The organism is Acinetobacter lwoffii (assembly GCF_015602705.1).
GTDB classification, from domain to species: Bacteria; Pseudomonadota; Gammaproteobacteria; order Pseudomonadales; family Moraxellaceae; genus Acinetobacter; species Acinetobacter lwoffii_E.
In genome coordinates this window covers 1,249,371-1,268,721 of sequence record NZ_CP059081.1, presented here as the reverse complement: position 1 = coordinate 1,268,721, position 19,351 = coordinate 1,249,371, and the positions used below count along the sequence as shown (strand labels likewise).

19 protein-coding genes are annotated in these 19,351 nt (G+C 42.2%); 8 read left to right on the top strand and 11 right to left on the bottom strand.

What is annotated here, in order from left to right; all coding sequences use genetic code 11:
- Positions 1-124: 124 nt before the first annotated feature.
- Positions 125-826, bottom strand: coding sequence for a DUF1003 domain-containing protein (locus H0S56_RS06075; protein ID WP_195725898.1), 702 nt, complete (start codon positions 824-826; stop codon positions 125-127).
- A gap of 277 nt (positions 827-1,103) precedes the next feature.
- On the opposite strand from H0S56_RS06075, the gene H0S56_RS06070 reads away from it, so the two are divergent.
- Positions 1,104-1,805 carry a VIT1/CCC1 transporter family protein gene (locus H0S56_RS06070; RefSeq protein ID WP_005097209.1) on the top strand — a complete coding sequence of 234 codons (702 nt, stop codon included), beginning with the start codon at positions 1,104-1,106 and terminating at the stop codon, positions 1,803-1,805.
- A 595-nt stretch (positions 1,806-2,400) separates the two neighbouring features.
- On the opposite strand, the gene H0S56_RS06065 is transcribed toward H0S56_RS06070, so the two are convergent.
- The 4 genes from H0S56_RS06065 to H0S56_RS06050 all read right to left on the bottom strand — a co-directional run bounded on the left by H0S56_RS06065 (position 2,401) and on the right by H0S56_RS06050 (position 5,431).
- Positions 2,401-2,838, bottom strand: a complete 438-nt coding sequence (locus H0S56_RS06065) for a 2-amino-4-hydroxy-6-hydroxymethyldihydropteridine diphosphokinase (protein WP_195725897.1) — start codon at positions 2,836-2,838, stop codon at positions 2,401-2,403.
- Positions 2,795-3,175: a dihydroneopterin aldolase gene (gene folB / locus H0S56_RS06060; RefSeq protein WP_004645388.1), complete on the bottom strand. Its 381-nt coding sequence runs from the start codon at positions 3,173-3,175 to the stop codon at positions 2,795-2,797. Before folB ends, H0S56_RS06065 begins: the two co-directional genes overlap by 44 nt.
- Before the next feature lie 128 nt (positions 3,176-3,303).
- A complete protein-coding gene (locus tag H0S56_RS06055) occupies positions 3,304-4,602 on the bottom strand; it encodes an ABC1 kinase family protein (protein WP_195725896.1) in 1,299 nt (432 codons plus the stop codon).
- A 58-nt stretch (positions 4,603-4,660) separates the two neighbouring features.
- Entirely contained in the window at positions 4,661-5,431 is a 771-nt protein-coding gene (locus H0S56_RS06050; RefSeq protein ID WP_195725895.1) for a HesA/MoeB/ThiF family protein, read from the bottom strand.
- A 483-nt stretch (positions 5,432-5,914) separates the two neighbouring features.
- On the opposite strand from H0S56_RS06050, the gene H0S56_RS06045 reads away from it, so the two are divergent.
- Positions 5,915-6,445: a pyridoxamine 5'-phosphate oxidase family protein gene (locus H0S56_RS06045; protein ID WP_195725894.1), complete on the top strand. Its 531-nt coding sequence runs from the start codon at positions 5,915-5,917 to the stop codon at positions 6,443-6,445.
- A 254-nt stretch (positions 6,446-6,699) separates the two neighbouring features.
- Here the strand turns inward: H0S56_RS06045 and H0S56_RS06040 are convergent, their stop codons facing one another.
- From H0S56_RS06040 to H0S56_RS06030, 3 genes are all read right to left on the bottom strand, one after another.
- Positions 6,700-8,346, bottom strand: coding sequence for an AMP-binding protein (locus H0S56_RS06040; RefSeq protein WP_195725893.1), 1,647 nt, complete (start codon positions 8,344-8,346; stop codon positions 6,700-6,702).
- Between the two features lie 270 nt (positions 8,347-8,616).
- The gene (locus H0S56_RS06035) at positions 8,617-9,753 is read right to left on the bottom strand and encodes an acyl-CoA dehydrogenase family protein (RefSeq protein ID WP_195725892.1); all 1,137 of its coding nucleotides are present in this window, start codon (positions 9,751-9,753) and stop codon (positions 8,617-8,619) included.
- Between the two features lie 246 nt (positions 9,754-9,999).
- Entirely contained in the window at positions 10,000-10,770 is a 771-nt protein-coding gene (locus H0S56_RS06030; protein WP_195725891.1) for an SDR family NAD(P)-dependent oxidoreductase, read from the bottom strand.
- A gap of 138 nt (positions 10,771-10,908) precedes the next feature.
- Between H0S56_RS06030 and H0S56_RS06025 the strand changes: the two genes are divergently transcribed.
- Together H0S56_RS06025 and H0S56_RS06020 are read left to right on the top strand one after the other, a co-directional pair.
- Entirely contained in the window at positions 10,909-11,931 is a 1,023-nt protein-coding gene (locus H0S56_RS06025; protein WP_195726059.1) for an AraC family transcriptional regulator, read from the top strand.
- A 228-nt stretch (positions 11,932-12,159) separates the two neighbouring features.
- Complete coding sequence (locus H0S56_RS06020) at positions 12,160-12,513, top strand: hypothetical protein (RefSeq protein ID WP_004278774.1); 354 nt, start codon at positions 12,160-12,162, stop codon at positions 12,511-12,513.
- Positions 12,514-12,687: 174 nt separating this feature from the next.
- Here H0S56_RS06020 and prmC read toward each other — a convergent pair whose 3' ends face one another.
- The gene (gene prmC / locus H0S56_RS06015; RefSeq protein ID WP_195725890.1) at positions 12,688-13,506 is read right to left on the bottom strand and encodes a peptide chain release factor N(5)-glutamine methyltransferase; all 819 of its coding nucleotides are present in this window, start codon (positions 13,504-13,506) and stop codon (positions 12,688-12,690) included.
- Positions 13,506-14,594 (bottom strand): peptide chain release factor 1, encoded by a 1,089-nt coding sequence (gene prfA / locus H0S56_RS06010; RefSeq protein WP_004645400.1) that lies wholly within the window; start codon positions 14,592-14,594, stop codon positions 13,506-13,508. The genes prmC and prfA overlap by 1 nt, the downstream gene beginning before the upstream one ends.
- 345 nt (positions 14,595-14,939) lie before the next feature.
- On the opposite strand from prfA, the gene H0S56_RS06005 reads away from it, so the two are divergent.
- The 4 genes from H0S56_RS06005 (at position 14,940) to H0S56_RS05990 (ending at position 18,142) form a co-directional block, all read left to right on the top strand.
- Positions 14,940-15,356, top strand: a complete 417-nt coding sequence (locus H0S56_RS06005; protein WP_004645401.1) for a glycine zipper domain-containing protein — start codon at positions 14,940-14,942, stop codon at positions 15,354-15,356.
- A gap of 245 nt (positions 15,357-15,601) precedes the next feature.
- The gene (locus H0S56_RS06000) at positions 15,602-16,057 is read left to right on the top strand and encodes a hypothetical protein (protein WP_004278778.1); all 456 of its coding nucleotides are present in this window, start codon (positions 15,602-15,604) and stop codon (positions 16,055-16,057) included.
- A 169-nt stretch (positions 16,058-16,226) separates the two neighbouring features.
- A complete protein-coding gene (locus H0S56_RS05995; protein WP_195725889.1) occupies positions 16,227-17,231 on the top strand; it encodes an LLM class flavin-dependent oxidoreductase in 1,005 nt (334 codons plus the stop codon).
- A 347-nt stretch (positions 17,232-17,578) separates the two neighbouring features.
- A complete protein-coding gene (locus tag H0S56_RS05990) occupies positions 17,579-18,142 on the top strand; it encodes an NAD(P)/FAD-dependent oxidoreductase (RefSeq protein WP_044108869.1) in 564 nt (187 codons plus the stop codon).
- Between the two features lie 246 nt (positions 18,143-18,388).
- Here the strand turns inward: H0S56_RS05990 and ppsR are convergent, their stop codons facing one another.
- Complete coding sequence (ppsR, locus tag H0S56_RS05985) at positions 18,389-19,225, bottom strand: posphoenolpyruvate synthetase regulatory kinase/phosphorylase PpsR (protein ID WP_004278781.1); 837 nt, start codon at positions 19,223-19,225, stop codon at positions 18,389-18,391.
- Positions 19,226-19,351 lie beyond the last annotated feature (126 nt).

Below are 19,351 nucleotides of genomic sequence, written 5' to 3'. Positions count from 1 at the left end.
CCACTCATGTGTGGGCTTTTTAATATGTGTCAAATCTTAAGCGAGATAATAGTAACTCAAGGCATCTGGCGATCTTATTACTTATAAGCTCTATAAAATGATAGAAATTCCCCACAGCATCCTTTTAATCTTTTTTGTTCATTTCAGAGAGTAAATCCAGCTGGATTTCCTGTATTTGAGCCAGCCTTTCCCATTGATGCAGCAACAGATGATCTAGTTTTTCATGCAAATGCTGGATTTCGAGCTCGGCTTTTAAATTAATCTGATAATCATTTTGCGAACGTAAGCGGTCTTTTGCTTCCTGTCTGTTCTGGCTCATCATAATAATAGGTGCCTGAATCGCCGCAAGACACGAAAGGATTAAATTCAACAGAATAAATGGATAAGGATCAGCAGGTCGTGTCACCATCACCACAGTATTTATCGTAATCCACAGGCCCAAGAAGATTGCAAAACAAATCAAAAAGGTCCAGCTTCCACCAAAAGTTGCAATTTTATCGGCAAGCCTTTCTCCTAAGGTCCACTTTTGCTCTAAAGTCGTTTCCACATTTTTGGTGATCAGTTCATGCTGATGCATGCTATCAATCACTTCAAACTCAAGATCAGTCACTTCACCCTTTTCCGAACTTAATAATGAATGTACATACTGCATGCGATAGCGGGTTAGATCTGTCTGACAAATATAATCTTGCGGCGTCCAGACTGGAATATCCTTGCCAATCTCTTCAGTAATGACTTTTCTGACCGTTCCCATCGGAGTAAGATCTTTCAGAAGAAAGTGCTTGCCGCACACCAAACATTTATGGCTCTCATTTTTTTCTTTCATGATAATTCTCTTTTTAAACCAGCTCACTCAGCTATAATTCTTATATAGTTGTTTTTATTAAATAAGTTTGATCCCTTGGATATCAATTATATATCAAGTCCGTCTGGTCTTTGGAATAAATGAATTTCACCTCGGTTTTATTTTGGGTTGATAAAATACTTAACCAAGCGCACTATGATCTGATCATTCAAGGTAATTTTCAGATCGATTCAATCCTACTATCTATACATGACTTAAATTTACTATAATCATAATGATAATAAAAAAGGGCTTCATTGTGCGCCATTCATACCATCTTGAAAAACATTATATTGAACGTGCGGGCTGGCTTCGTGCAGCTGTACTGGGGGCAAATGACGGGATTATTTCGGTCACCAGTCTGGTGGTGGGTATCGCAGCCAGTGGAGCATCCACTGAAATTTTACTGGTGACCTGTGTTGCCGGATTGATTTCTGGCGCCGCATCAATGGCGGCCGGTGAATATATTTCGGTTAAATCCCAGCAAGATATTGAAACCAATGATCTACTCATGGAAGAGCGCGAACTGCAACGCCATCCCACGCATGAATTAAATGAACTCAAAACGATTTATATACAACGAGGTCTGGAACCCGCTTTGGCACAACAGGTCGCTGAACAGCTGACCGACCATAATGCCTTGGATGCCCATGCCCGGGATGAAATTGGTATTTCAGCACATACCTCGGCTCAGCCCTTTCTCGCTGCATTTTCTTCGGCTATGGCATTTACGGTAGGTTCATTATTTCCTTTAATTTCAATCATGATTCTACCGGAACACTATCTGGATAAAGGCGTCATGCTGATTGGCGTTTTAAGTTTGGGGATGATGGGTGCACTGGCGAGCTATGCCGGTGGAGTAAGTGTCTGGAGAGGTGCAGTCCGGGTGATGCTCTGGGGAATTATCGCCATGTTATTCAGTGCGTGGATCGGATCATTATTTAATGTGTCTGTTGCCTAAACATCTGTTTATCGTTTAATAGGCATAGCATATGATTGAGCGACTATCATTTTAACGTTCATGAATAAAGTTTTTTCGAAAAACTGCTGTGCTAACAAAATTAGAGTTTATTTTAATTTACGTTCAGTTTTAATTTAGATGCTTAAACCCTAAGATCTATGTCTGAGAGGTATTGTTATGGAAACTACGATCATTCTTGCCATCTTGGCGATCATTATCGTATTGCTGATCATTTTTTATAACAAGAAAAAGTGAAATAGCGATGATTCATTTCTTGCTACTTTGAGGTTTTTTATCGAGCTTAAAATAAATTCCAGAGCTTTAAATCAATCAAATATTAATTCCCTGTCGGAAAACCATGAAATCCCCATTGGATCACATAAAGGATCCCAAGGATTAAAATCATCGAAACCACAATTTCCAATATTTTCATTTTTAAATGATTCCTAAAATCTACCTGAGCCATCTTATCTGAATTTTTCTTTTCATATAAAAACAAAAAACTGCATCATAAAAAAGCCTGATCTTGCTTGATCAGGCTGGTTAACCATTCGTACTAGATAAATTGTATTAGCAGAAAATCATGTGATTCGATTTAAATCAGCTGTTCAACTGTTGGGAAACTATGTGATCCATGTTCAAACATGGCATCATGCCAGATATCAAACATGGGCACTTTCACATCCAAAGCTAAAGGCAATTTTTTTTCATTCAACTGCATATGTCCAAGATCCGGGCCCCAGGCAATTAAATCAACATCCAAAGTAATCTGATGGGATGGACGTACTCGCCCTGATGCCTGTTCCAGCTGTTTGAGCAGCTCAATCATGTCTTCACTAGACACCGAACTTCGCAATAAACATGCTGCATTCCAGTAATCGGCGCCTATGCCATCCCGGCAAGGAATCATATAAATGGGAGAAAACTGAACTTCTCCCCATTCAGAAATACGTTGCTGTGCAGCTTGAAAATGTTGCTGAGGATGACAATTACTCGCTAATGCTAGGGCGAAAATCGTTTCGGTGGCGTTCAAGACGTATCCCTACAGAATTGGCTTGCGCGATAATGGCAGGCTTACGGATCGTAATATTAATCGATTCAATTGCTGTAAAGGTAGTAAAAAGTGCATTCAGCACTAACTTTGCTGCATGTTCAATCAATTCAGGCTTGGCGTCTTGAATGACTTTGCTGGAAATCTCACAAATTTCTGCATAATTCAGCGTATCTGCAAGTGCATCTGAGTTTGATGCCTGTTCTAAATCGGTTTGAATGGTCAAATCCAGCATTAGAGGCTGAATAATTTGACGCTCCCAGTTAAAGCAGCCCACGACTGTCTCAACTTTTAAACCTTCAATAATAATGGCGTCCATTGGATTGCTCGAGAATTTAATACTGACCACATCCCTCTCAAGCTCCTTTACAAAGGGAGGAGCTTTTAAAGTCCCCCTCTTTAAAGGGGGATTTAGGGGGATTTTTCCAAGTCTAGATGAGTTTAAGATTAATGCTTTAACAGCAGATTCGGATCCATGCTTTGCACCATTTGCAAACGCTGATCGGCATAGATATCGGTATACGGCGCCAGAATTCGCATGAAACGATCGAAATACAGCATTTGCTTGAACAGCAAGGCAAAGTCACGCGGGAACCGGATCCCGTGACGTTCACCCACAGCCACCATATCCATCATGATATCGTTCAGATCAGCAGGATTCGACGTTAACAATTCCTGTGGATCTGCCATCAACACGCCACTGAATAAACGCTCCAGATCAGCAGCCAAGATTTTGGTGTCTATCTGCACAGCGGTCATACCCATTTTCAGCATGTTTTGCGCCATCAGCTCATAATTGGTATGTTGCAATGAATCCATAAATGCCATACATGCCGTCCATACTTCAGGCTTGAGCTGACCAACAATACCAAAATCAATAAAACCGACACGGCCATCTTCGAGCAGCATCAGGTTGCCTGCATGCAGATCGGCATGGAAACTGTTACACATCATCAAGCTGCCAAACCAGGTATTCATCGCAGTGATGAGTACTTGAGATGGATCTTTGGATACTTTTTTGACCACTTCAAAATCTGTCAAAGGCACACCGTATAAACGCTGCATGGTGAGCACACGACGGGTCGAATATTGATGATACACCTTAGGTGCAGTTGCTGCCTGATTGTTGGTGATATTCAGGTAATTGACGAAATCATCCAGATTCTGGGCTTCTTCGATAAAATCGACTTCACGCACCATACGGGTTTTGATTTCTTCGACAATGTCAGCCAGTGAAGCAAACTTAACTTTCGGGACTGCTTTTTCCAGCAACTTGGTTGCCCAATGCAGCACATTCAAGTCAGTGTACAAAATGGTTTCTACGCCCGGTTTTTGTACTTTAATCACGACATCTTCGCCAGACACCAGTTTGGCCGCATGCACCTGTGCAATAGATGCAGAGGCTAATGGCGTTTCATCAATTGATGCAAAGATTTCATCTAGGTTACGTCCTGCAAATTCAGAAGCCAACACTTGCTGAATATAGCTAAACGGTAAGCGTGGAGTCTGATCCAGACAGCCCTGAAATTCTTCAACGTATTCACGTGGAAATAGCGACGGTGTGCTGGCAATAAACTGACCCAGCTTGATATAAGTTGAACCTAAGGATTCAAAAGTTTCACGCATCAGTTTGGCATTGCTCGGCTTTTCAGTGGCATATTTAAAGCCCGCCTTTGCCGCGACGACTGCTGTTTCTCCCATACGGGCAACTGAACGTATTCCATCTAACCAGATATTGTTTTTCATAATGTCTTAGGAAAAATTAATTCAATGCAGTGTAGCAAAAAAAATTCACTTTGCAGGCTTATCTTGCCTGACAGATTGGGCAATCTGTATCTTTTTCGAAAGCGAGAATCCGCTGCTTAAAGCTCATACCATCCCACAACAACAGCTTTTGTCGAAGTGGCATCTGGCCCAATCCCAGATATAACAAGGCATGATGTGCCTGCAAGCTGGCCATCACATTCGGTGTGGTCGCCAGTACACCGGAATCTGCACAGCGCAGACTTTCATCGGCCTGATTTTCTGGCGGGAACAGGCAGGCATAACAGGCGGAATCCCCTTCGACCATAAACAGCTGGCCTTGCAAGCCAATCGCAGAGGCACTCAATAAGGGCACATTCAGCTCCACGCAAATGTGATTGACCAGATAGCGTGTGGCAAACTGGTCACAACCATCTAGCACCAGATCCTGATGCTCGATCACACTTACTGCATTTTCAGCCGTTAAGGCCTGATTCACATATTCAACCTGTACGTTCGGATTAACCTGACTTAGTCTTTTGGCCAGAATTTCTGCCTTATAAAATCCAATATCCTGCAGCATAAATGCCAGTTGTCGCTGTAAATTACTCATCTCGATAGTATCTGGATCGATCAGGGTGATTTTTCCCACGCCTGCGCGTGCCAGAAGTTCTGCCAGTGCACAGCCAATCCCGCCACAACCAATAATGCAGATATTAGAAAATTTTAACCGTTCTTGAGCGTCAATATCCCAGCCATCCAGAAGAATCTGACGGCTATACAGATGCAGTTCAGCATCGGTGAGTTCGAATTCTGGGGATATGGTATCCATGTTAAATGTAGACAACGTCTTTCCTTGTTTCGAAAATTTTTAACAATGATCGCAAAAATTAGCTTTAGTGAAGTTTTTAAGGAGTGATAAATCTCTGGAATATCAATCTCACATTCAATTCACAGCACATCAATAAATGGTTCGGCAATCGTTGAGCCAAATAGCATATCAGCTAAATGCTCGGTATCAAGCTGCAGCCGCTATGGCTTGGCAAGATTTTTTGAATCACCTCAATTAAACAGTTCCAGTAAACAGCTCTTTCTCATTTATAAAAGGTGTCAGACCTGAAGTTTTTGAAATCTTTGTTATTGAATTCCCCTGTAAATCGAGCTGTCTTGTTTAGCAATTCTGTAGTCTCTGCCTGTATTTGAGTATGAAAATGTATGAGTTCAGTGAGACCTAAGGCATCTGTCTCTAAATATGATTAATCTGAAAATACCAAGCAATATTTTCAGCTTTCATAAAATCGTATGGAGAACATACATGACCGAGCATAACAATACTCAACATGATAATTGTGAAAAATTATGGGAATTGATCAAGGATGTTCGTTACACCATGATCAGCCATTTAACCGACACACATGAAATACACTCCCAGCCGATGACCATGCTGAACTCCGAGCAGATGAATGAACGCCAAAACTTATATTTCATCCTGCGTAATACCAATGATCTGGTCAAAGCAGCAGAAACAGGCCGTGGTCAAATTGGATTGTCTTTTGCAAAACCATCAGATGGTATTTATGTGTCAATCAGTGCCTATGCCCAGATCAGTACTGACCGCATTCTGATTGAACAGTTGTGGAATCCGTGGGCTGAAAACTGGTTTGAAGGCAAGGATGATCCGACCGTACGGGTATTGATCGCTGAAGCAGTGAGCGCAGAATATTGGAATGTCACAGATAACAAAGTCACACAACTTTTTAAAGCCTTGAAAGGCGGCGTTACTGGTGAAGCGGGCGAACCGCATGCAGAGCATCAAAAAGTGAATTTACAAGGCAATATCTGGTAAGTACCGAGATTTAGCCTCTTAAAATTAAGAGGCTAAATTTTTGATATATTTTATTTTAAATATTAATGTAATTTTACTGTAATTACATAAAAATTATAATTTTAGCTTACCCCAATCTGCTCTCTTAAAAATATAAGCTTAGGAAAATCAGCTCAATATCTGACTAAAATTTAAGTAAAAGATTTAATTCTTAAAAAACCAAAAGGCTGCTATGGCAGCCTTTTAGCATTCAATCAAACAATTAATTTGAAAAATTAGCTGACTCGTTTCATCTCTTGAAGTTTGGCAACTTCCTGCTGTTTGAGTAAATTGCGCTGAATCTTGCCACTCGATGTTTTAGGCAAAGATGCTACAAACTCAATCTCTTTCGGATAGGCATGTTTGGATAAACGTGAACGTACATAACTTTGCAATTTTAACATTAAATCTTCAGTGGCTGGATAAGCCGATTTAAGCACCACAAAGGCTTTCACTATTTCTGTTCGTTCTGGATCTGGCTTGCCGACTACGGCAGATTCAAGCACTTCCTCACATTCAAGCAAAGTACTTTCTACATCAAAAGGCCCAACCCGATAGCCCGAGGTTGTAATGACATCGTCTGCACGCCCAATAAAATCGATGCCACCATATTCATTCAGTTTCACAGTATCGCCAGTGAGATAATACTGCCCGACAAATGACTTGCGGTTATGACCAGCATAGCCTTCAAACCACATCAAAGGTGAAGCTGCACAGTCAATTGCCAAGGTTCCAATCCCGCCTTTTTCTACTTCTTGATACTCTTTGTTCAATACAGCAAAACGATGCCCAGGAATGGCAAAACCGGCTGAACCGACTTTTTTATGATGCTCCAGGCCATGATGATTAGCGATCACCATACCCAGTTCAGTCTGTCCATATTGATCGTAAATATTCACATTTAAATCATGATTGAACCACTGAATCACTTCAGGCGTGAGCGGCTCACCTGCACTGCTTACCACGCGTAAATGTGAGCTGATGCCTGCATTAAATTTTTCTTTAAAGCCAAAGAACATGCGAAATGCGGTTGGCGAACCGGTCAGGTTATTGACCTGATATTTTTGAATGATTTGTAAGGCATTATCGACACTAAAGCCACGTTCATCCATGATGATGCTGTGCCCTAAACTGAGCGGCCCTGCAATACCATAATACAGTCCATACGCCCAGCCCGGATCTGCCAGATTCCAGAAAGAATCTTCATCTCGCAGATCTACAGCGTGCAGCATATAACCCTTAAAGGCCAACAAGGCTTTTAAAGGCACAGGAACCGATTTTGCCAAGCCTGTGGTGCCTGAAGTAAACATCATCAGGAAAATATCATTAAACTGGCAATTTACCGGTTCAAACTCTTCCGGTTGTTGCTGTAAGGCTGTCCAGAAATCAGCATCTTGATAATCATCTGCTGCTGCCTGATGCACAGTCAGAATATTAGGAACATTGAGATCATGAAGTTTCAGTCGCTGCTCTTCATCAGTAACAATCAACTGGGTGCCAGCGGTACTGATGCGATGTTCAATGGCTTTACTTTCAAAGGCAGTAAATAAAGGTTGGTATATGGCACCGATCCGCCAGGTGGCCAATATGGTAATTAAGAGTGCTGGCGTTCTTGGCAGCAATCCTGCAATACAGTCACCGGCCTTTAAACCCAGAGAATGCATATAATTGGCCAGCTGTCCTGAAGCAACTGCCAACTGTTCAAAGGTCCACTGCTCTGCGTTTCCGTTTTTGCCTTCCCAGATCAGTGCAGTTCGGTTTTGACCCAGATAGCGACCACAGCATTCGGTATACGCATTGATGTTCTCTGCACTTCCAACCAGATGTTCCTGAACCATATTTTCAAAATTAAAATCAGCATATGCCTGTTCTAGTGTCTTCATGACGACAACCTCTTTCCTATTGTAGTTTTCAGGCGACCTTGCCTGAGTTTGTCCATTTGTATTTGTTGTTCCTGCTGATTCCATCAGCATACTTTTTTCAAATCTGCATTCATGCCCTAGGACTAGAACATGGATAAGGCTTATTTTTCGATTATTCGTACTGTATGTCTTTAGATCATCATGTTCAGTTGAATCCTGCAATTTCCATATCCATCAATGTAAGTGCAGGCCTTTAACATCAACTAAATTCTCTCTTTCAATCAAAAATAATCAGCGTTGACACACTTCACGTGCAATCACCAGTCGTTGAATATCTGATGCACCTTCATAAATCTGGCTCACTCGCACATCACGATAAATTCGCTCGACCGGAAAATCAGAGACATAACCGTAGCCACCATGAATCTGAATCGCATCTGAACAGACTCGCTCTGCAATGGTCGATGCAAACAGTTTTGCCATCGATGCTTCTTTTAGACACGCCAAGCCTGCATCTTTTAAGGTTGCAGCATGCAAGGTGAGCTGACGTGCAGCTTCAATTTGTGTTGCCATATCTGCGAGTCTGAATGCCACAGCCTGATGCTGCACAATTTCCACACCAAAGGCTTTGCGGTCATTGGCATATTCCACTGCAGCATCCAGTGCAGCCCGCGCCATACCAACAGATTGTGCTGCAATGCCGATCCGACCAGACTCAAGATTTGATAAAGCAATTTTATAGCCTTCACCTTCCTGCCCCAGCAGGTTGGCAGCAGGAATCCGGCAATTATCCAGAACGATGGTCGCGGTATCGGAACAATGTTGACCCATTTTCTCCTCTAGACGTGACACGATATAACCCGGTGCATCGGTCGGCACCAGAAAACATGAAATACCTTTTTTCCCTGCCGATTTATCGGTCACAGCAAAGACTAGTGCAATCTGTGCGTGTTTACCTGTCGTGATAAACTGCTTGGTGCCATTCAATACCCATTGATCACCATCACGTTCAGCTCTACATTCAAGTGCACTCGCATCTGAACCGGCCTGAGGTTCCGTCAAGCAGAAACAGCCAAGCCATTCACCTGTCGCCAGCTTTCTTAAATACTGCTGTTTTTGTGCTTCAGTACCATAACGCTGTGTAATGCCGCAAGGCAAAGAATTCTGCACACTAATAATCGTCGAGATTGCACCATCACCTGCGGCAATTTCCTCTAGCGCCAAGACCAGTGACACATAATCCAGACCTGCACCGCCCCATTCTTCAGCCACTGTCATACCCAATGCGCCAAGCTCACCGAGTTCTTTAAGTTCTTGTGCTGGGAATTGTGCCGTTTTGTCGCGTAAGGCCGCTGTCGGTTTCAGTTTCTGCTGCGAATAATTGCGCATCATGTCCTGAATCATTTTTTGTTCATCATTTAAAATCATTGAACTTCCCTTTCTATATCTATTTATTTACTTCAAGCTTTTTACTATTGAGATCATTGGCACGTCGGATAAAGCGGCAGGGATGTCGCCTGCGAAACTGAGATACAGGGATGTATCTTCAGTTTCGCAAAGGACTTTTGTTTCTTTTGATCCTTCAAAAGAAAATGCATGCTTAAACAAAGTCATTTGAATTCAATGAGAAATTGGTAGCTGTGCAAATCATCATGTCCTATATAAATCGAAGACTTATTTAGGCTGCATGCGAATCGCGCCATCCAGACGAATGACCTCACCATTTAAATAGCTATTTTCAAAGATATGCCCCACCAGTTGGGCGAATTCCTGTGGTTTTGCCAGACGTGGTGGAAACGGCACCATTTGCCCCAAAGCATCCTGGACATTTTGCGGCATGCCTTTCAGCATCGGAGTTTCCATAATGCCCGGCGCGATGGTCATGACACGGATCGCTTCACGAGCCAGTTCACGTGCCAAAGGTAAAGTCATGGCGACGACTGCACCTTTAGAAGCCGCATAGGCAGTCTGGCCAATTTGGCCGTCATAAGCGGCAACCGAAGCGGTGTTCACAATCACGCCACGTTCTTCTTCACCAGCTTGCAGCTCATATTTTGCAATTAAAGCCGCCGCATGACTCAGCATGTTAAAAGTCCCGTTTACATTAATATTCAGCACTTTTTGAAACATCGCCAACTCATGGATGCCGTTTCGTCCCAATACTTTGGCAGACGGTGCAATCCCGGCACAGTTGATCAAGCCATTCAGTTGACCATACGTGCTTTCAACATGAGCGAAGAAAGCTTCAACGGCCTGCTCATCGGTCACATCGAGCTGTACAAATTCAGACTGTGAACCCAGTTGCTGCTGTAATGCCTGACCCTGCTCCTGATTCATATCAACCAGAATTACTTTAGCGCCGTGTGCAACCAAATGAGTCGCTGTAGCTGCACCCAAACCTGAGGCACCACCGGTGATCACAATAACTTTTCCCTGAATGTTCATGTTTATTTCCTAGCGATTTTTCTATTTCAGATACGACTTAATATGCAGAGTAAATAGAGTTTTTATTCTGTACAATTTCCAAATATTGCATCTTGCATGATGTATTTGGACAATGAAAACAAGGATGTCAAACTGAATATGCATAAGCCTGCACTGGAATATAGCAAAGGCACCATCTCGATTGATCTGGTGAATGAAGCATTGCTGGATGCCAAACGGCTGCAATTTGATATCTCTGACATTCTGAAAAAAGCCAATATCCCAGCAGAAGTATTAAATGCTCCCAAGGCACGCGTGTCGGTCAGCCAATTTGCCCAATTATGGACTGTGCTTGCAGATAGCATGAATGACGAATTTTTTGGCATGGACAGCCATGCCATGCGTCGTGGCAGTTTTAAATTGCTTTCGAAAATGGTTATGCAGGCAGATACACTGGAAAAAGCGCTGCAAAACATTCTGCAATTTCTCAACTTGGTTTTGGACGACCTGCAAAGCACGCTCATGGTTGAGGAACACTATGCCTATATCGTGATTTATGATTTAAAAACAACCAAACGTATGTTTAGTTATGCGACTTATCTGATGCTGATTCATACCCTGATCTGCTGGTTAAGTGGACAACGGATTTTGCTTAATCAGATTCAATTGAAATGTGCAGCACCACTGAATGATTTTGATTACAAAGTTCGATTCTGTGAACAGATTGAATATCAGGCCAGCGAAAATTACGTGCAATTTGATGCCAGCTATCTGCAACTGCCGATTAAACAGGACACTCAGTCTTGGTATCAGTTTATTCAGCAAACACCACAAAATTTATTGGTGCGTTTTAAAAACCCCTATGCCTTGAGCACCCAGATTCGCCGAAAATTGCTACAGGTTTCGCCGGCAGAATGGCTGGAACTGAATGAACTAGCCTTAAAAATGAATATGTCTGAAGCCACCATGCAACGACGTTTAAAAAGTGAAGGTGTCAGCTATCAGCAATTAAAAAATGAGATACGCCGGGATACCGCAATTGAATTACTGACCCGTACTGAACAAAGTTTACAAGAGATCAGCGATCAGCTTAACTTTCAGGAATCCAGTGCATTTCATCGTGCATTCAAAAAGTGGACTGGCGTCAGTCCAGGTGCGTATCGGCAAAATAATATTAGATAATTTATATAAATTTAGACTTTAAAAATATCATTCAAAAATACTTACATTCTAAGCATTTATTTTTATTATGATTATATATTTCAAGCCCTGAAACATATATTAGCAGGACTACACAGTCACCCGAAAAGCTTTGCAATTTACCCGATAATAGATTATTTTTCATTCAATTTATAGCACTTTTGCTATTGGCTGTACTCTCCATTTTCCTTTCTAGTTGAAGGTATCTCCATGTTAAAGATGACTGATGTGCTTGGGCAAAATCTTGTCCAAAACTTCTCTAAAGCTTTATTTTCTTCGACTGATCTCATCACAGAACAGTTGAATCAAGGGATTTTAAATGCATCGGATGCAGAACTGAAAGATGCAATTCTGCACTTCTTTAACCAGGTAGATGCTGTGGAAGCGGCTCAGGCCCTTGAAATTCCGGCAGAACGTATCAATGAATTACAACAAGGTATTGCCTTGAAAGATGAAAAATCTCTGGCAGATACTTTAAAAGTTGTGGCACTTTGTCTGGCAATGGAAACTGGTAGTCTGGATCAGGTAGAAGTCTATGACTGTCTACAAGACTATCCAATGTAATTATTTTTAAAAATTCCTCGAAAGCGGTGCTCTGGCATCGCTTTTTTGTTTTTAGTTATGGCGTGATGTTATTAAAAATACTTAAGGTTTCAAATGCAGTCAGGAATTTATAAAGAAAAAATCCAATAAAAAAGCGACTAATGTAGTCGCTTTTTTATAGAAAAGAATTACAGATTAATGCGGCCATTGACCCAAAGTCACGCGATCATTCCCGCTATAATCTTTAACCGTGCGGACTTGCTTATAACCCGCCTGTTTAAATAGATGTTGTACGGCGTCTGCCTGATCATAACCATGTTCAAGCACCACCCAACCATTCACAGTCAAATGCTTCTTGGCTTGCAGAATAATCATTTCAATATCGGCCAGCCCCTTTTTATCTGCCACCAGCGCACGTTCCGGTTCAGTCGCCAGATTCTGCATATGCACATCATCAGCATCGATATAAGGTGGATTCGATACAATGGCATCAAAGAATTGACGGCCAAATGGTTTCAACCATGAACCCAGAACAAATTCCACATTCTCAATATCATGTTGTTCCGCATTATATTTCGCCACCTCAAGCGTAGGCTCGTAGATATCGGAAGCGGTTAGTGTCCAGTTAGAACGTTCAGATGCCAGTGATAAGGCAATTGCACCAGTACCTGTACCCAAATCCACCACACGGGCATCATCAGGCAAATCCAATTTCAACACAGTCTCAACCAGCACTTCAGTATCCGGACGTGGCACCAAGGTATCTTTGGTCACTTTGAGGTCTAAAGTCCAGAATGGCTGTGAACCAGTGACATAAGCCAAAGGCTCACCGGCAGCAATACGCGCCAATCCGTCTTTATACGCCTGTTCCTGTTCCGGCGTTAACTCCTGATCCTTTTTCATCAGCAGATCAAATGAATCAATCTTGGTGATGTGTTCCAGTAACCAGGCATTTTCCTGACGTTCGTAACTTTCAGCTTCGCCGCGTAAAGCCAAGGCTTGTAAAATATTCATTATCCACCATTCTGCTGTGCAAGCATGGCCAATTGATCCGCCTGATATTCGCGATGCAGGCTGTCCAGCAATTCAGTCAAATCACCTTCCATCACGGCATCCAGCTTGTATAAAGTCAGGTTAATGCGGTGATCTGTCATACGACCTTGCGGATAGTTATAGGTACGGATACGTTCTGAACGATCCCCCGAACCCACCAGGTCACGACGCATTTCCGAGGTTGCTGCATCTGCTGCTGCACGTTTGGCATTTTCTAAACGTGATACCAGCAGTGCCATCGCTTTGGCCTTGTTCTTATGCTGTGAACGCTCTTCCTGACACTCCACTACGGTGCCGGTTGGAATATGAGTAATACGTACTGCAGAATCGGTTTTGTTAACATGCTGACCACCTGCACCTGAAGCACGATAGGTATCAATGCGCAAATCAGATGAGTTGATTTCAACCGAGGTATCGACATCAATTTCAGGAAGAATCGCAACGGTACATGCTGAGGTATGCACACGGCCTTGTGATTCGGTCGCTGGTACACGCTGTACACGATGCGCACCACTTTCAAATTTTAGACGACCGTAAACCCCGTCACCATTAATCAGGCAGATGACTTCTTTATAGCCACCATGTTCGCCTTCATTTTCAGAGAGGATTTCAATACGCCAGCCTTGGTTTTCCGCATATTTACTATACATACGAAATAAATCGCCTGAGAAAATCGCAGCTTCATCGCCGCCGGTTCCGGCACGAATCTCAAGATAAGCCGAGTTGGCATCATTCGGATCTTTCGGAATCATCAAGATGTTCAGGTCTGCTTCAAGCGATTCAATTAAAGCTTTATTCTCTTTAATTTCTTCCTGCGCCATTTCCTTAAAGTCCGGATCTGACAGCATGGCCTGAGCTGTTTCAATGTCTTCTTCAGCCTGTCTGTACTTGGTCCAGACATTGGTGATTTCTGTTAAGTCATTATGCTCACGTGACAATTGACGGAAGCGCTTATTATCAGAAATGACTTCTACATCAGCCAGTAATGCGGTCAATTCTTCATGGCGGTCAGAGAGTTGGTCTAATCGTAAACGTAACGATTCTTTCATTTTCTAAAAAATCTCAAACATAGGCTGCGACTAAAAACCGATTTAGCACAGCGAAATCAAAAAATTGCGCCTAGTTTAACGACTCTGGCTTCTAATGAACATCATTATTGAGTAAGTCCGCGTTGCTATCATTCGTGCTCTACAGCATTTGTTAACAAATATGATTAAAAACAGTGGAATTGCTTTTTTTATAGTCGATCTTATTCTTATTTCTTGCTGATTTTACAATTCGCCAAATAAAGCAGGGAATTATGAAGAAACATCTTCATATTGTTTTGGGCATGATTTGTTACATTTTCCGCATCGAAATAACTACAGTCCTGTAGATGGACACGGAGTGATGACATGAAACTCAACGCACTTTTAATGAGTACAGTTTTAGCTGCTGGTTCAATGATGACCGTAAACGCACATGCCGACAGTACAGCGCGTGTTGCAGCAGCAAGTGCTTTAGGTAGTGTTGCAGGTACAGCATTAGGTAAAAACATGGGCGGTAATACTGGTGCAACCATTGGTGCTGCTTTAGGTGGTGCTGGCGGTGCAGCAGTTGCAAGCAGCAAGAAAAACCGTACTGAATCTGCCATTGGTGGTGCCCTAGGTGGCGGTGCAGGTTATACCGTAGGTAAAAATATGGGCGGCACTAACGGCGGTTATATCGGTTCAGCTTTGGGTGCTGCCGGTGGTGCTGCACTAGGTAACAAGATTGCCAAAGATAAAGCAGCTGAAAAACGCTCTAAACACTGGAAAAAACGTTACCGTTAATTTGCGCTCAGGCAGTTTAGACCAGACGCTACATTTAACATGAAAAGCACCTTTTGGTGCTTTTTTTATTGTGGCTTTAATACGTGAATTTTCAATTAATACATGAAATTACCCTGCCCACATCATGAATAAATTAAGGAGATAAAAATCACAATTCGCCAACATTGCCTCCATGCTGTTTGGCGCTTGCTAGATTAAATTTATCTCATCAACAAAATATAGCTAGATATATAAAAGGTGTCCTCATGAACTATAAATCTCTAATGATCGCTGTTGTAGCAACCTCAGCCATGGGTATGACAGCTGCCAATGCAGGCAATACAACCAATACAGCTTTAGCTTCTGCACTAGGTGGTGTTGTTGGTGCTGCAGTAGGTAATAAAATGGGCGGTACCACTGGTGCAACAATCGGTTCAGCGATTGGTGGCGGTGCGGGTGCCGCAGTAGCGGCAAATAAACGTGACCGTAATGGTGCGATTATCGGTGGTGCTTTAGGTGGCGGTGCAGGTTATGCAGTTGGCCGAAACATGGCAGGCACTAACGGTGGTTATATCGGTGCGGCACTGGGTTCAGCAGGTGGTTCAGCTTTAGGTAAAAAAGTTAGCGAAGACCGTCGTTATGATGACCGCAGCGAACGTCGCTATAACTCTTCTCGTAACTACCGTTATAACGATTATCGCTATAACAACCGTCGTCGTTAAGATTCTCTCCCCTTATTCTTTCCTCCTTTATAAGCATCTTCGGATGCTTATTTTTTTGCCTTTATTTTTTATCTTTATCTTTTGGTTTACACTTATATCGATTTTTTTCGATATACAAATACATTCTAAAGTCGTATGCTTTTAGAGATGTTTATTTAAGAGTAATACTATGCGTACGCTTAACGATACCCAGTTCTCTATACTCGAACTGGTTCCTGTTCGTGACGACAAGAGCATTCAATTCGCGCTGAACCATGCGCTGGAACTTGCCCAAACAGCAGAAAAATTGGGTTATCGCCGGATGTGGCTGGCAGAACATCATAATATGGATGGTATTGCCAGTTCAGCAACTGCAGTTCTCTTAGGCTATTTACTGGCGAATACCAAAACCTTAACTTTAGGCTCTGGCGGAATTATGTTGCCCAACCATGCACCGCTGGTCGTGGCTGAACAGTTCGGCACATTGGCGACGCTCTATCCGGACCGGATTGAACTGGGTCTGGGCCGTGCTCCAGGTACCGATCAAATGACCATGCGTGCCCTGCGTCGTGGCCGTCAGGAAACCGAAGATCAGTTTCCACAGGATGTTTTAGAAATTCTGCAATACTTTAAAGACCCGATTCCAGGTCAACGCATTGTGGCAACTCCAGGCCAAAGCACGCATGTACCTGTATGGTTATTAGGGTCCAGTCTGTTTAGCGCACAACTGGCAGCAAAACTTGGTCTACCTTATTCATTTGCTTCACATTTTGCCCCGCGTATGCTGGGTCAGGCCATTCAATTATATCGTGACAATTTCGAACCGTCTGAATATCTCGATCGTCCTTATGTGTCGATGGGCGTACCAACCTGTGTCGCAGATACCAATGAAGAAGCAGAATATCTAGCGACCAGTGCCTATCAGCGGGTTTTATCACTGATTCGTGGGCAAAGCCTAAAACTTAAAGCACCAATTGATTCGATGGAAGGTCTGTGGTCGCCGCCGGAAAAAATGTCAGTCGATAATTTCTTTGCCATGGCCCAGGTCGGTTCCAAAGAAACCGTTAAAGCCGGTCTGGCATCGCTTTTAGCCAAATATGACGTGGATGAGTTTATCTTTACTTGCGACATCTATGACACTGACAAACGCCTACATAACTTTGAGCTGTTGATGCAAATTAAAAATGGTCAGTAAATAAGAGTTGCATCTACCTATTCTCAGCAATGGGTAGATGTTTTTCATCTTTAAAGATAAATGACTAAAAGAAACATCCCAGTAAAATCATTTCTATCGACTACACCATTAAACTGCTTCTTCTTTGACAAATAACTCAACTTTATTTCCTTCGTCGATCTCGTCAAGTTAAAAGTCATTCCTTTTGGATTGCATATAAATCCATTCAGTCTTCAATAAAGTCAGATTTTATATTTTGGTCAAATAGATGACTGTCTAAGTTAAATTTTTCACTTTACCCTGGCTTGAGTTTTTGTTTATATCTCATACAAAGAAAATTAATTATTAAATAAATTCAAGGAATTCTAATGTCTACCAAGCAGGATCCACACGCTGGTATTTTTGAAAATCGCCCCGAACATTTTCAGCAGTTTACTGGAATTAAAGCACCCTCTTCCGAACTGCTAGAATTGGATTATGCAGATAAAGATATTGCTATTATTGGCACAGATCAGTTTACCGTGAGCCAGCTGGATAAAATCAGTCAACATGCCCGTTCGGTAAAAGTTTTCCAGATTAATCCTGCTTTTGTACTGCCCGGTTCCGACCGAATTCTGCAACGAATTATTAATCACCCATTGATTGGTAAAAATCGCCGCTTATTTAACAACCGCATTAAAAGCTTGCTTTCTCTGCGGTTTTTAGAAAATCAGGTGCAGAATTTGTGGCTAAGACGCCAGTTAATGCCAAATCTTGCATCTTCCCGTAAAATTTATCTGAAATCAGATCATTATTATGCTGCCCTACAACGTGAAAATTGCCGCCTGATTACCTGGCCGATTCTGAAAATTTCGGAAAATACAATTCATTGTATTAATGGTGAACAGCATCCGGTCGATATCATTATTCATACTTATTTAGCAGAAAAATAACTCACGCTGGCGAGTAAAAATGAAAAATTGGTAAGCTGATAATGAGATTTTTATTTACGTATCAAGAACCGACATGATGATTTATTCAACAAAATGAGCAAAGAAGACTCTAAGGTATTTTTAAAAATGATACCTGATATTTTATTTAAATTATAAAAATCATACATTATTTCGATTAATCAATGCTTACTTGTAATTTTTAGCTATAAATCAAAGCCAAACCGCAGTTTGGCTCTGGCTAATTTCTTAACCGATTCGACGTTTTAAACCGGTCATTTGCAACACACGTGTTGAGATTTCTTCAATCGACATTTCAGACACATTCAGGTACTTGATGCCTTCCGAAATATAAATGCCTTCAATCGCACGTAACTCCATCTGACACTGACTAAAGCTGGCATAACGGCTATTGGCCTTACGCTCAGAACGAATGGCCACAAGGCGTTCCGCATCAATCATCAGGCCAAACAGCTTGTTTTTATGCGGTCGCAGCACGGCTGGCAGTCGGTTATCATCCAAATCTTCTTCAGTCAGTGGATAGTTCGCCACGCGAATACCGAACTGCAAAGACAGATAAATAGAGGTCGGGGTTTTACCTGAACGCGATACACCAATCAGGATCAGGTCAGCTTTATCATAATGACGGGTACGTGCGCCGTCGTCGTTATCTAAAGCAAAATGAACAGCATCAATACGGGCCTTATAAGACTCAGAGTCGGTCACCGCGTGGGTCTGCCCGACTAAAGTTGTAGGAATCGTGCCTAATTCATCAGCCAACTTACTAATAAGCCCTTCAAATACATCGAGATTTACTGCATTTGCAGTATTAATAATGTCGCGCACATAGGGATCAACTAGGGTATCAAATACCAGCGGTTTTTCACCGTCGATTTGAGCTCTTGCATTGATCTCTGCCACCACATTTGTAGCCGCTTCTTCGGAACTAATGTAAGGGATAATATGAATGTCAAATTTCACATGCGGAAACTGCGCTAACAGCGAGTGTCCAAGGGTTTCAGCGGTGATGGCGGTACCATCTGAAATAAAGAAAACACTACGCTGAATTTGTTTACCTTCCGACATTAAAATTCTCCTCCAACATTTGTCTTAGTGCTATATAATCTTTATAGTAAACCGATCTTACATGACTGTCGCTTAGTAAAATCAAAAACCTAGATGATTTGCTATACTCTCATGCCGAGATAGTGA

Coding starts and splice junctions, on each gene's coding strand:
- H0S56_RS06075 (WP_195725898.1), bottom strand. CDS start 826: ATGAAAGAAAAAAATGAGAGCCATAAATGTTTGGTGTGCGGCAAGCAC.
- folB (WP_004645388.1), bottom strand. CDS start 3,175: ATGGACGCCATTATTATTGAAGGTTTAAAAGTTGAGACAGTCGTGGGC.
- H0S56_RS06055 (WP_195725896.1), bottom strand. CDS start 4,602: ATGAAAAACAATATCTGGTTAGATGGAATACGTTCAGTTGCCCGTATG.
- H0S56_RS06050 (WP_195725895.1), bottom strand. CDS start 5,431: ATGGATACCATATCCCCAGAATTCGAACTCACCGATGCTGAACTGCAT.
- H0S56_RS06045 (WP_195725894.1), top strand. CDS start 5,915: ATGACCGAGCATAACAATACTCAACATGATAATTGTGAAAAATTATGG.
- H0S56_RS06040 (WP_195725893.1), bottom strand. CDS start 8,346: ATGAAGACACTAGAACAGGCATATGCTGATTTTAATTTTGAAAATATG.
- H0S56_RS06035 (WP_195725892.1), bottom strand. CDS start 9,753: ATGATTTTAAATGATGAACAAAAAATGATTCAGGACATGATGCGCAAT.
- H0S56_RS06030 (WP_195725891.1), bottom strand. CDS start 10,770: ATGAACATTCAGGGAAAAGTTATTGTGATCACCGGTGGTGCCTCAGGT.
- H0S56_RS06025 (WP_195726059.1), top strand. CDS start 10,909: ATGCATAAGCCTGCACTGGAATATAGCAAAGGCACCATCTCGATTGAT.
- H0S56_RS06020 (WP_004278774.1), top strand. CDS start 12,160: ATGTTAAAGATGACTGATGTGCTTGGGCAAAATCTTGTCCAAAACTTC.
- prmC (WP_195725890.1), bottom strand. CDS start 13,506: ATGAATATTTTACAAGCCTTGGCTTTACGCGGCGAAGCTGAAAGTTAC.
- prfA (WP_004645400.1), bottom strand. CDS start 14,594: ATGAAAGAATCGTTACGTTTACGATTAGACCAACTCTCTGACCGCCAT.
- H0S56_RS06005 (WP_004645401.1), top strand. CDS start 14,940: ATGAAACTCAACGCACTTTTAATGAGTACAGTTTTAGCTGCTGGTTCA.
- H0S56_RS06000 (WP_004278778.1), top strand. CDS start 15,602: ATGAACTATAAATCTCTAATGATCGCTGTTGTAGCAACCTCAGCCATG.
- H0S56_RS05995 (WP_195725889.1), top strand. CDS start 16,227: ATGCGTACGCTTAACGATACCCAGTTCTCTATACTCGAACTGGTTCCT.
- H0S56_RS05990 (WP_044108869.1), top strand. CDS start 17,579: ATGTCTACCAAGCAGGATCCACACGCTGGTATTTTTGAAAATCGCCCC.
- ppsR (WP_004278781.1), bottom strand. CDS start 19,225: ATGTCGGAAGGTAAACAAATTCAGCGTAGTGTTTTCTTTATTTCAGAT.